Origin of the sequence: Streptomyces phaeochromogenes (assembly GCF_001418655.1) — a bacterium.
Taxonomy (GTDB): Bacteria; Actinomycetota; Actinomycetes; order Streptomycetales; family Streptomycetaceae; genus Streptomyces; species Streptomyces phaeochromogenes.
Window position 1 is genome coordinate 1 of sequence record NZ_LIQZ01000371.1, and the last position, 12165, is coordinate 12165.

The window sequence follows — 12165 nt, forward strand, 5'->3', positions numbered from 1 at the left end:
ACCCGGCGGGGTCCAGCTGATGGGCCTCCTCGAAGAGGCCCGTGTCGGGGGCCGAGGGGCGGGGGAGCGCCGTCGCGCGGGGCAGCTGGGCGGTGGCACCCGCGTCGGCAGGCTCCCGCTCCCTTTCGTGCGTCGCGCCGGTGAGCGGCGGCTCGGGTACGGGTGCGCCGTCGCCGTGTGCCTGCCCGTATTCGTGCCCGTACTCGTGTGCCTGCCCGTACCCGTGTCCGTGCTCGTACGCGTGCTCGTGGTCGGTGCCGTCAGGCGCAGGAGCCTCGGTCGGCGTCGCCCCCGGTGTCGCCGGGTCCAGGTCCACGTACGGGCGGATGCGCAGGGGGTCGAAGTCCTCCGCTGCCGCGGTCTCCGCGGAGCGGGTCTCCAGGAGTGCGTCAGCGGCCCGGCGGGCGCAGTCGCACGTGGGGGAGCCCTCCGCACCCCAGGGCGCTCCGCATTCCGGGCATATGTGACCGTTCCGGTCGTTCACGTGTGGGTTCCTCCCCGTACGAACTCCAGCGATTATGCAGACACCCTCCACACAATCTCCCGGTTACCCCCGGAATCCCGGACTCCGTAGCGGATTCAACAGGCCATAACCGGTCACACCGACCAGGATGGAAGAGGAATCGGGACTCTCGTGGCCGGGAGGTCTTCATGGCCGAGGATGCGCACGGTGCGAACGACACGAACGGCATGAATGGTATGAACGCACCGGAGGCGGGCCGTCCCACCCGGGACCATTCGCGCGGTGCCACCGCCGGTCAGGAGCACCCGAAGGGGGGCGTCCTCGTCTCGATCGGGGCCCTGCTCCTCGGACTCCTCCTCGCCGCGCTCGACCAGACGATCGTGTCGACCGCGCTGCCGACCATCGTCAGCGACCTGGGCGGCCTCGATCACCTGTCGTGGGTCGTCACCGCGTATCTGCTCGCCTCCACGGCCGCCACCCCGCTCTGGGGCAAGCTCGGTGACCAGTACGGACGCAAGAAGCTGTTCCAGACCGCCATCGTGATCTTCCTGATCGGCTCCGCGCTGTGCGGAATGGCGCAGAACATGCCCCAGCTGATCGCCTTCCGCGCCCTCCAGGGCCTCGGCGGCGGCGGGCTCATCGTGCTGTCGATGGCGATCGTCGGCGACATCGTCTCGCCCCGCGAACGAGGCAAGTACCAGGGCCTGTTCGGCGCCGTTTTCGGCGCGAGCAGCGTCCTCGGACCGCTGCTCGGCGGGCTGTTCACCCAGCACCTGAGCTGGCGCTGGGTCTTCTACATCAACCTCCCCATCGGGATCGTCGCGCTCGCCGTCATCGCGACCGTCCTGCGCATCCCGGTCCGCTCCCAGAAACACACGATCGACTACCTCGGTACGTTCCTGATCGCGGCCGTGGCCACCTGCCTGGTCCTCGTCGCCTCGCTCGGCGGCAGCACCTGGGGCTGGGGCTCGGTGCAGATCATCGGCCTCGCGGTGCTGGGTGCCGTCCTCGCCGTGGCGTTCGTGGCCGTGGAGCGGCGGGCCGCCGAACCCGTACTGCCTCTGAAGCTGTTCCGGATCCGCACCTTCACCCTGGCCGCCGTGATCAGCTTCATCGTCGGCTTCGCGATGTTCGGCGCGATGACGTACCTCCCGACGTTCCTGCAGGTCGTCCACAGCATCTCGCCCACCATGTCGGGCGTGCACATGCTGCCGATGGTGGCCGGACTGCTCGTCTCCTCGACCGTCTCCGGGCAGATCGTCAGCCGCACCGGCCGCTGGAAGGTGTTCCCCATCGCCGGTACGGGCGTCACCGCGATCGGTCTGCTGCTCCTGCACCAGCTCGACGAGAACAGCTCCGCGGCCGAGATGAGCTCGTACCTCCTCGTGTTCGGCCTGGGGCTCGGCCTGGTCATGCAGGTCCTCGTGCTGATCGTGCAGAACTCCGTCTCGTACGAGGATCTCGGCGTCGCCACCTCGGGCGCCACCTTCTTCCGCTCCATCGGCGCCTCGTTCGGCGTCGCGATCTTCGGCACGGTCTTCGCGAGCCGGCTGGGCAGCGAACTGACCTCCGCGCTCCGCGGGCAGAACCTCCCGCCGAGCCTCGGTGTGGACGCGCTGAAGGCCGACCCGAAGATCATCTCCGACCTCCCGGCCGCACTCCGGCCGCCCGTCGTCGAGGCGTACTCCACGTCCATCACGGACGTCTTCCTGTACGCGGCCCCGGTCGCCCTCGCCGGCTTCGTGCTCGCCTGGTTCCTGCGCGAGGACAGGCTGCGGGCCTCGGTGACGGCACCCGACGCCACCCAGACGCTGGCCAGCAACCCCGTGGAGCGCTCCTCGTACGACGAGGTGTGCCGCGCGCTGTCCGTGCTCGGCACCCGCGAGGGGCGGCGCGAGATCTACAAGAAGATCACCGCCCGCGCCGGGTACGACCTGCTGCCCGCCACGAGCTGGCTCCTGCTGCGGATCAGGCGCTACGGCTGGGCCGAGCCCGCCGTCCTCGCCGAGCGCAGCGCGGTGCCCCTGCACGTCGTCATCGCGGCCGCCCGCCAGGTCGAGGAGCGGCGGCTCGCCGTACGGGAGGGCATCGACCTCGTCCTGACCGACCAGGGCCGCGAGGCCGCCGAGAAGCTGTCCAAGGCCCGTGAGGAGTCCCTCGCCGAGCTCCTGGGCGACTGGTGGGGCCCGGACCGGCCCACCGACCTGGTCCGGCTCGTCGAGGAGCTGAACGCCGAGATGTGCGGCTCCAACCAGGAACGCCCCCACAACGGAACCGTCCCGAAGCCGGCCGGCCGGGTGTGGCTCACCAAGTGACCCCGGTGCCTCCCGGTACGCGGGCGGCTCAGGCGCTGAGCCGCTTGGCGAACCAGTGCTCGGCGTACATGTCGTCGTTGTACGCCTCGGTCTCCGCGTAGCCGTGCCGGGCGTACAGCGCCCGCGCCTCCACCAGGTCGCCCCGCGTGTCGAGGATCAGCCGTCCGGCCCCGAGCGCCCGGGCCGCCGCCTCGGCCGCCCCGAGAAGAACGGCACCGCCACCCTTGCCCCGCAGACCGTCGCGTACGAAGACACGCTTGAGCTCGCCCGTCGTCGCGTCCCGGAGCCGTACGCCCGCCATGCCCGCCGCCTCGCCGTCGTGCCGCGCGACGAGCAACACCCCGCCGGGCGGGGCGAATTCGGCTCCGGTGTCGGCGGCGATCTCGCGTTCCAGCTCGGCGGGGTCGGTGTCGTGCCCGCGGTGCAGCCGGTACCAGCGGTCGCTGACCTCCGTGTAGTACGCCCGCCAGAGGGCGACCGCGGCCGGCGAGTCGAAGGGCTCGGGGGCGACGGTCCAGGGCCCCGGGACACCGGGCGTACGTGTCTTCATGGCAGGCATTGTCACGAGGCCCCGTACGCCGTCCGCAAGCGATTTACCAGCGAAGTGCCGTCGGCTCAGCCGGTGGCCCGCTTCAGGGCCCGCAGGTGGATGTGGGTGACCTCGGGGGAGTCGATGACCGAGACCTTCTCCCACTCGATGTGGTCCGTGCCCAGGTTGTCGAAGAGCCGGGTGCCCGCGCAGGTGAGGACCGGGACGACGTGGAGGAGGAGTTCGTCGAGGAGACCGGCGCGGATGAACTGCTGGATCAGGTTCGCGCCGCCCGCCAGGGAGACGCCCTTGTCGCCCGCCGCCTCACGGGCCAGGGCGAGGGCGTGCTCGGGGCCCTCGGTGACGAAGTGGAAGCTCGTGCCGCCCTCCTTCACCACGGTCTCGCGGGGGTGGTGGGTGACGACGTACACCGGCATGTGGAACGGCGGCTCGTCGCCCCAGGGCACCTCACCGCTGATGAACATGCCGTGGCCCATGACCACCGCGCCCGACCGGGCGACCCACTCGGCGACGACGTCGTTGTCCTGACCTTCCGTCCCGCCTTGCTTCCCCAGCATCTCGCGGAACGCGCGCAGTCCGTACACCCAGTTGTGAATGCGTTCGCCGCCGATGCCGAGCGGGTGCTCGGCCCCCGAGTCGGGGCCGGTGATGAATCCGTCGAGCGATATGCCGATCCGTGCGACGACCTTGCTCATGGTGTTCTCCTCGGTATCAGGAGGCGCCTCTGTGCCGCCCCTCACTCGTGCTCTCACCCATGCGTCGAACGAGGGACGGCGTAATCGACACGCTGTCGCACGGATGTCGCGAGCGCAGTTTGGGGAGCGCTGCGCGGGCAACCCGGCTGGGGAAGCGGCCCACTGGGCCCAGAACCCGGAAGGCATTCCATGTCCACAGGCGTGATCATCCTTCTGATCGTGGTCGCGGTGGCTCTCGTGGCCGCCGTGGTCGCCCGGTCCGTCGCGGCCCGCGGGGCGGGCGGCGGGCGAGGTCTGAAGCGGCGCTTCGGGCCCGAGTACGACCGGGCCGTCGCCCGGCACGACGGCGACACCAAGGCCGCCGAGCACGAACTCGAGGAGCGGGTGAAGCGGCACGGGTCGCTGCGCGAGCAGCCGTTGGAGTCCTCGGCGCGGGAGCGGTATCTGGTCCGCTGGACCGCGGTCCAGGAGCAGTTCGTCGACTCGCCGCGTGACGCCGTCGTCGAGGCGGACCGGCTGATCGCCGAGGTGGCCGGTGCCCGAGGGTTCCCGGACGGCAGCCGTCACGACGAGCAGCTCGACGCGCTCTCCGTGCACCACGCGCACCACGTCCACGGCTACCGGCGCGTCCACCGGGCCGCGCACGCGCCCACGAACGGCTCCGGGGCGGGCCCCGCGGCCGGTACGGAGGAACTGCGCGAGGCCCTCGTCGAGGCCCGCGCGCTCTTCCAGGACCTGACGGCCCCGGCCCGCGGGGACGAGAAGGCGCTGTCCCGGGGGAAGGCCGAGCCCCGGGAGAAGACCGAGGAAGTGCCCGCGACCACCCGAACCGACACTGATACGGACACCAACACCGACAGCTCCCGCGGTCGCACACACGCGCCGTGGGCCCTCAACAGGCGCCATGTGAAGGGGAGTTGAGAGTCATGCCGGACGACAACACAACGGCCGCACCCCCGCCCCCACCGGAACGGCGCAACGACAGGCCGACACCCGCCGAACGACCCACGTCCGCCGACCGGCCGACGTCTCCCGACCGGACCGAGACACCGGACGGGACCGGGGCACCCGACCAGACCGAGCTCGCCGGGCGGACCGGGATACTCGGCCGGATCGCGGCTGCTGCGGGCCGGACCGAGAGTCCCGAGCGCGCCGAGACTGCCGGGCGGGCCGAGGGCGCCGGGCGTGCCGAGACACCGGACCGGACTGGGGCATCCGACCGGGCTGGGGTCCCTGATCTGACCGGGGCTCCCGGCCGCGCCGAGACTGCCGACCGGACCGGGACTCTTGGCCGGACCGAGACACCCAGCCAGGCTGAGGCTGCTCGGCGTACCGAGATGTCCGACCGGCGGAATTCTCCCGACGGGACCGAGGCACCTGACAGGGCCGAGGGCGTCAGGCGGGTCGAGACACCCGGCCAGACTGGTGCACCTGACCTGACGGGGGCGCCCGGCCGGGCCGAGGCTGCCGACCGGACCGGGACTCTTGGCCGGACCGAGACACCCAGCCAGGCTGAGGCTGTTCGCCGTACTGAGATGTCCGACCGGACTGGGTCTGCTGACCGGGCTGGGGTACCTGACCGGGCCGAGGCACCCGACCAGCCCATCACCCCCGGCAGGGCCCCCGCTTCCGGCGCAGGCTCAGCCACGCCCGCCCCATCAGGGGCGCGGGGAACTGCGCGGCCAGCTGATGCCGACCCGCACAACACGGCTGGGGGAGGTTCAAGGGCTCCCGAAAGCACACCCGCCCCAGGCACCCCACCCGCCACCCAGACCAAGTCGTCCCCCGGAACCACCGGAGCCGGAGGCACAGGCGGGCGCCTGATGTCCCCCGACACCGGCGAAAAGTGGTCCCTCCAGCTCCAGCACGCGGTGGCCGGCTTCATCGACGGGCCCCGGGGGTCGGTCGAGGAGGCCGACAAGGTTCTTCAAGAGGTCGCGGCACGGTTCACCGACGCCGTGACCGAGCGTCGCCGCACGCTCCGCACGTCCTGGCAGACCACCGGCGAGGACAAGGCCGACACCGAACAGCTCCGGCTGGCCCTACGGGACTACCGGGAACTGGCGGAACGACTCCTGCGGCTGTGAACCCGCGCGCCCGCGCGAACTCCCGTACGCCGTAGGCATATTGAGGCAACTTGCGCAGCGAGGCCCTGCCCCGGGCCATGTGTCGGGGCAGGGCCTCACCCGTGCCCCGAAAGGGCGGCGCGGTCTCGACGAGGACCACTTCGGCGGGGCGGGGCCTCAGCCCGCGCGCCGCTCGTGCCACTCGCGGACGATCTCCTCGACGTCGTACGGCTTGAGGCCCAGCGGTGGGCCCGGCGGCGGCTTGAACATCATCTCGCGGATCTTCTTGTTGATCTCAGTGATGATCCGCCGTACCGCCTGCTCCGACGGGGCCTTGGCGACCGCCTCAAGGGCGTCCTCGGCCTCCTTGCGGAGGGCCAGCGTCGGCGGCAGTACGGTCAGGCCCTCGCGGATCATCTTCTGCTTGATCCACCACAGTTCGTCGTACGACGTGTCGGGACCGCTCGACAGCGGCTTGCCCATGCCGGGAAGATCGGCGAACTCCCCACGGGCCTCCGCATCGCGGATCTGCTTGTCGACCCAGGACTCGAAGCTGACACCAGGAGGCTTGCGCTCGGTCATGCGTCCATTGTGCCGGACGGTGTGCGAACCGTGCCGGGACGGTGTGCGACCGTGCCGAGCGGTACGGGACCGCGCTGAACGGTCTGGGACTGCACCGGACGGTCCGGGGCCGGGCGAATTATCATTCGGCGGCGACACCTCGCCGGGGCGTCAACCGCGTCCTGGCGCGGGACAATTGGAACGCGGGAACGCGCGGGAACGAAGGAGCACACGTGCTCGAACTCACCATGGCCACGGTGTCCGGTACGGAAGCCGGCGCGACGGCCGGTATGCAGATGGCCGACGCGCCGAGCGAGCCGGGTGCCGTGCTGCGGGTGGGGCGGGACCGGGGCGTGTGCCGCCTCGCGACGCCCGACGACTGGCTGTTCGTCTCGCGGGTGCACCTGGAGTTCCTGTGCGGGCCCGAGGGAAGCTGGCAGGTGACCTGGCTGCGGGGCTCGCACGACGACCCCTCGTCCGAGGTGCGGTTCACCCTGGTCGGCGGGGCCGCCCCGCAGATCCTGCCGTACGGCGGGACGGCCAAACTGCCCCTCGGCGGTTCCGGCGAACTGATCGTCTACGACCGCACGGGACCCCGCAGCGTCAACGTGGGCTTCTACCACGAGGCCTGACCCAGAAGGCCCTGGCCGCGGCGCCGAAGGGGCTACGGCAGCACGCGCGCCAGCGCGAACCCGTCGTACCCCTTCGAGCCCACCGTCTGGATCGCCGTGGCGGTCAGTTTCGGGTGGGTGGCGAACAGGTCGAGGGCCTCGCGGGTGCCCCGCACGCTCGGGTCGTCGCTGGTGGCGTCGGTGACGGCGCCGCCGCGCACGACGTTGTCGAGGATGATCAGGCTGCCGGGGCGGGTGAGTTTCACGGCCCACTCCACATAGCGGGGGTTGTTGACCTTGTCCGCGTCGATGAAGACCAGGTCGAAGGGGGCCGCGTTCCCGTCGCCCTCGTCGGCCAGCTTCGTCAGGGAGTCGAGCGCCGGGCCCACCCGGACCTCGGTGATCTTGTCCAGGCCCGCCCGGGCGAGGTTGCGGCGGGCCACCTCGGCGTGTCGTTCGCTGTACTCCAGCGTGATCAGCCGCCCGTCCTCGGGGAGGGCGCGGGCCAGCCAGATGGTGCTGTAGCCGCCGAGGGTGCCGATCTCCAGGATGCGGGCCGCGCCCTGGATCACGGCGAGGAGATGCAGCAGCTTGCCCTGCGGCGGGGCGACGTTGATGTGGGGCAGTCCGGCGGCGTCGCTGTCGTTCAGCGCGTCGGTGAGGGCCTCGTCCGGCGGGGCGAGGAGGCCGGTGAAGTAGTCGTCCACGTCGTGCCAGAGCTGCGGCTCGGTCATACGGGTATGCCTTTCGTCTGTCTAGTTAGGTGCGCTAACTAGTTCCGTCGCCGAATATAGCCGGTTACCGGCAGGTTGGGTGGTTGTATTCCCCTCACGGCGACTCATGCAGGTCTCGGGGCGACTCGCGGAGGTCTCGCGGCGACTTGCGAGGGAGCCTCACCGGCCGTACAACACCTCCATCCGGACAAAAGACTGAAGGACGTCAGGTGAAGAGGGGGTTGCCTGCGTCTCACGGCGGGGGGAGTGCGAGCCTCTTAGGATTCGAACAGGAAACAGACGCACCCAGACCCATGGGACACCGGGGACGAACGGGGCGGGAGGGCCAACGGCGCGTGGCGAATGTTGAGCACGGTGGGCGACCAGGGGATGCCTTCGGGACGGCGGCACCCGGAGCGGCGAAGGCACGGCTGGGACTGGTCCGCGCGGGCCTCTGGCTGATCGCCGCGGTCCTGGCCGTACGGCAGGTCGCCGTCGTCCTGGGCACGCCGAAAGGCGAACGGCTGACGGACCTGGAGACCTGGGTCGGACCCAACGGCGTGCTCCATGTGAAGGGTTCGCTGTACGACTCGACCCAGTTCACGGGCACACCGTTCGCCGGGCTCGTCCTCAAGCCTCTCACCCGTTCGGCCGAACAGGCCCTCGGCTGGGGCTGGACCTTCGGCACGCTGCTGCTGGTCGCCGCCCTCGGCGTGGTCGCCGCGCGCGCCCTGCCGCAGCCCGTGAGCCGCCGTACGGCACTGCTCGCCGCGCCCGTCGCGATCAGCCTGCTGATGCTGTCGCTGCCCGTGCGCAACACGCTCTACCTCGGCCAGACCAGCATCATTCCCGTACTCCTCGTGCTCCTCGGCTGTTTCGCCGTGCGCGGGGAACGGGCGAGCGGGGTGCTGATCGGGCTCGCGGCGGCCCTCCAGCCGACCGTGCTCCTCTTCGCGCCGCTCCTGTGGTTCACCGGCCGCCGCCGGGCCGCCGCCTCCACCGGGATCACCTTCGCCGCGGGCACCGCGCTCGCGTGGGCGGCGATGCCGCACGACTCGTACACGTACTGGGTGCACCACCTGGCCGGAGTCGGGCTCGGGCGGCCCGCCGACGACCTCGCCAACCAGTCGCTGCACGGCGCGTTGCTGCGGCTCGGCCTCGAAGGGCCGCTGGAGATCGGGCTGTTCCTGGCGCTGGGCGCGGCCGTCGCCGTGCTCGGCCTGCGCCGCGCCGTGCGCTACGCCCGCGACGGGCAGTTGCTGCTCGCGGTCGCGGTCACCGGCTGTGTCGCGGTCGCCGTGTCGCCGACCACCTGGCAGCACCAGCTGCTGTGGGTGCTGCTCGCGCTGGTCGGCCGGGTCGGCAAGAAGGCCGGCGACCGGTACGTATGGCCCGTCGCCGTCATCCTGGTGATGACGCTCCCCGCGAAGATGATGCTGCCGAACATGGCGGCCCTCTACCCACTGCGTGACAATGTCGTCCTGCTCGCCGCCCTCGCGGCGGCCACCGTGGTTCCGTTTCTGTCCCGCACGTCGGAGTACTACCGCTCGCCCATCCCGACCGAGTACGCGCAGCCGGTGCCCACGCGCTGGAAGCACGTGCCCCTGCTGCCGTTCCTGCGCCGGGTCCTGACCCGCCCGAACCTGCTGCTCGAACTGCTGCTGATCCGCGTCGGCTACTCCGCGTACCAGCAGGTCAGGCTCGCGGCGACCGGCGGCACCAACGCGGGGGGCCGGGCCACCGCCGAGGAGCACGGCGAGCAGGTCCACGCGATCGAGAAGTTCCTGCAGATCGACGTCGAGCGCTGGGTCAACCACGCGGTGGTGGACGTCCCTTGGCTGCAGAGCTTCTTCGACTTCTACTACACGTCGTTCCACTTCGTGGTGCCGCTGAGCGTTCTCGGCATCCTCTACGTCCGCCGCCCCGCCGAGTACCGCTGGGCCCGCGCGGCGCTCGGCTTCGCCACGCTGTTCGCGCTCGTCGGCTTCTGGCTCTACCCGCTGGCCCCGCCGCGGCTGATGCCCGGCCTCGGCTTCATCGACACCGTGCACGGCGTGCAGGACTTCTCCCAGCCGGACTACGGGACGCTGACCGCGCTCACCAACCAGTACGCGGCGATGCCCTCGCTGCACTTCGGCTGGTCGCTGTGGTGCGGGCTCGTCATCGCGATCCTCGCCCCGAAGTGGTGGATGAAGGCCCTCGGCCTGCTGCACCCGCTGTTCACGGTCTCCGCGATCGTGGCGACCGCCAACCACTGGGTCCTGGACGCGGTGGGCGGTGCGGCCGTCGTCGGCGCGGGCTTCGCGCTGACCTACCTCCTCCAGGGACCGCGCCCGCGACCGCTCGCGAAATCGGCGGCGGAGACGGCCGATTCGGCGGAGTCCGCGGACGTCAGCATCGCGGAGCCGGTCCCGGCGAAGGGCCGTACCCCGAACTGATCCGGTACTCGCCCGGCTCGGTCACCGTCAGACGCGTGAACTCGCCCGCCTTCTCCAGGCAGCCGCCCTCGGCGTACAGCCAGGGCGAGAAGGCGACGCGCACGGTCACCGAGCCGGCCCGCGGGACGTGCACGAGGACCGCGGCGCTGTCGGCCCGCACGACGGTGGCGGGCTTCGACACCAGCGGCACCGCCCCGCGCACGCGGTAGACCCGCCAGTTCACGTCCCGCCACACCGGCTCCAGCCACCCGGTTCCCCGCGCGACCAGGCGCGCCTCGTCCTCCGCGAAACCGTCCGGCTTGCCCGAGGGCAGCACGACGAAGCCGACCGCCCACCGGTCCAGCCAGGCGCGGTACGTGGTCTCCGAGAACGTCCCGTCGTAGAAGAGCCGGCCCCGCTCCATGTCCAGCTGCCGGTTCCAGCCGCGCGCCAGATTCACGTGCGGGGCCAGGGCGGTGGCCTCGCGGTGGTTGCGGGCCGGGACCACCTCGACGCGCGTACGGTCGGCGCCGAGCCGGTCCAGGGCCTCTACGACGCTGGTGGTGTCGTGGGCCCAGGCCGGTACCGCCGTCGACACCTGCAGATCGTCGGCCGTCTTCTTGCCCACCCACCCCACGGAGAAGACGAGCGCCATGACGAGCGCGACCCGCTTCTGCTTGGTGCGTCTGCGGGGCGCCCCGGCCGGTGTCGAGGTGGCCGGCACCGCCAGCAGCGCGGCCAACAGGGCGGCCGGTGCGAAGAGTTCCGCGAGCCGCTCCACGTTCGTGCCGACCGGGGAGGGGATCAGATACGTGAGGACCGTCCCGGCCGCGTACACGACGGCGCCCCACCGCAGCACCCGCCAGCCGCGCGGCGCGAGGGTCAGCACGACGACGCCGATCAGGACGGGCGGCCAGATCCGGGCCGCGGGCATCAACTGCTCGCCGGTGAACGGGAACAGCAGGGTGGTGGTGCCCACGACGACGACCGGCGGGACGATCAGCGTGGCGGCCCGCACCCGGTCCCGTACGAGCGCGTGGCCGGCGCCCGCCACGACCAGGAACAGTCCGGCCACCGGGCTCGCCATGGCCGCCAGCGCCGCGTACGCCACCGCGAGCGGCAGGCGGCGCTCCCGGGTCAGCAGTACGCAGGCCGCCAGCCCGAGCGCGACACCGAGGGCGAAGGTGGTCCGCCCGGACGCGACGTTGCACCACAGCGCGAGCGAGGCGAGCAGCGCCGGGCCGAGAGGCCGGCGGATCCCCGTACGGACGATGAGGACCGAGGCCAGCCAGGCGGCGAGGAGCCCGGACACGACGGTGACCGTCCGCACGCCGAACGCGGCCATCAAGTAGGGCGAGATCAGGCTGTAGTTGGCGGTGTGCATCCCGCCGTACCAGAACAGGCTGTACGCCGAACCGCCGTGCCGGGACGCGAAGTCCGCCCAGGCCTCCTGTGCCGCGAGATCACCGCCGCCGGTGGCGAGGAACAGCCACCACACCACGTACAGCGGCACGGTCGGCAGGGTGGCGAGGAGGGGAACGCGGAACCGCCTCCAAACCGGGCGGAGGTCCCGCTTCCGGGAGGCGGTCGCGCCCTCCGGCCGGACGAGTGACAGTTCGGCTGGGACCACGGCTCGGCTTTTCCGTTCGAAGTCTTCGAAGGTGTCAGTTGGCTGTGCCATCCGTGAAGACGCGTAACGGACCGGAAACGTTCAGTCGTTTTCGGGCGCGGGGCAACCCGGCGGGGCCCTATGAGCCCCGGGGGAGGCAGGGGC

Annotated in this window: 10 protein-coding genes and 1 pseudogene; 5 read left to right on the forward strand and 6 right to left on the reverse strand. The window is 71.4% G+C overall.

The features are described from left to right. Positions 1-484 (reverse strand): annotated as a pseudogene (locus AOK17_RS52855) (hypothetical protein); the annotation flags it as partial. Positions 485-651: 167 nt separating this feature from the next. Here AOK17_RS52855 and AOK17_RS38345 point away from each other — a divergent pair. Further along, complete coding sequence (locus AOK17_RS38345; RefSeq protein ID WP_079053517.1) at positions 652-2778, forward strand: MDR family MFS transporter; 2127 nt, start codon at positions 652-654, stop codon at positions 2776-2778. A gap of 28 nt (positions 2779-2806) precedes the next feature. Here the strand turns inward: AOK17_RS38345 and AOK17_RS38350 are convergent, their stop codons facing one another. Both AOK17_RS38350 and AOK17_RS38355 read right to left on the reverse strand, forming a co-directional pair. After that, on the reverse strand, positions 2807-3328 hold the full coding sequence (locus tag AOK17_RS38350; RefSeq protein ID WP_055617232.1) for a GNAT family N-acetyltransferase: 522 nt from the start codon (positions 3326-3328) through the stop codon (positions 2807-2809). Positions 3329-3393: 65 nt separating this feature from the next. After that, positions 3394-4023: a dihydrofolate reductase family protein gene (locus AOK17_RS38355; RefSeq protein ID WP_055617233.1), complete on the reverse strand. Its 630-nt coding sequence runs from the start codon at positions 4021-4023 to the stop codon at positions 3394-3396. 189 nt (positions 4024-4212) lie between these two features. On the opposite strand from AOK17_RS38355, the gene AOK17_RS38360 reads away from it, so the two are divergent. After that, on the forward strand, positions 4213-4944 hold the full coding sequence (locus AOK17_RS38360; protein WP_055617234.1) for a hypothetical protein: 732 nt from the start codon (positions 4213-4215) through the stop codon (positions 4942-4944). A 902-nt stretch (positions 4945-5846) separates the two neighbouring features. After that, positions 5847-6110, forward strand: a complete 264-nt coding sequence (locus AOK17_RS50395; protein ID WP_055617235.1) for a hypothetical protein — start codon at positions 5847-5849, stop codon at positions 6108-6110. A gap of 156 nt (positions 6111-6266) precedes the next feature. On the opposite strand, the gene AOK17_RS38370 is transcribed toward AOK17_RS50395, so the two are convergent. After that, a complete protein-coding gene (locus AOK17_RS38370; protein WP_055617236.1) occupies positions 6267-6671 on the reverse strand; it encodes a DnaJ family domain-containing protein in 405 nt (134 codons plus the stop codon). A 212-nt stretch (positions 6672-6883) separates the two neighbouring features. On the opposite strand from AOK17_RS38370, the gene AOK17_RS38375 reads away from it, so the two are divergent. Continuing rightward, a complete protein-coding gene (locus AOK17_RS38375; RefSeq protein ID WP_055617237.1) occupies positions 6884-7282 on the forward strand; it encodes a hypothetical protein in 399 nt (132 codons plus the stop codon). Positions 7283-7314: 32 nt separating this feature from the next. Here AOK17_RS38375 and AOK17_RS38380 read toward each other — a convergent pair whose 3' ends face one another. Next, positions 7315-7995, reverse strand: coding sequence for an O-methyltransferase (locus AOK17_RS38380; protein WP_055617238.1), 681 nt, complete (start codon positions 7993-7995; stop codon positions 7315-7317). A gap of 335 nt (positions 7996-8330) precedes the next feature. On the opposite strand from AOK17_RS38380, the gene AOK17_RS38385 reads away from it, so the two are divergent. Next, on the forward strand, positions 8331-10412 hold the full coding sequence (locus AOK17_RS38385; RefSeq protein WP_055617239.1) for a bifunctional glycosyltransferase 87/phosphatase PAP2 family protein: 2082 nt from the start codon (positions 8331-8333) through the stop codon (positions 10410-10412). On the opposite strand, the gene AOK17_RS38390 is transcribed toward AOK17_RS38385, so the two are convergent. Next, on the reverse strand, positions 10366-12072 hold the full coding sequence (locus AOK17_RS38390; protein ID WP_245697631.1) for a hypothetical protein: 1707 nt from the start codon (positions 12070-12072) through the stop codon (positions 10366-10368). The genes AOK17_RS38385 and AOK17_RS38390 overlap by 47 nt on opposite strands. Between the last annotated feature and the right edge of the window lie 93 nt (positions 12073-12165).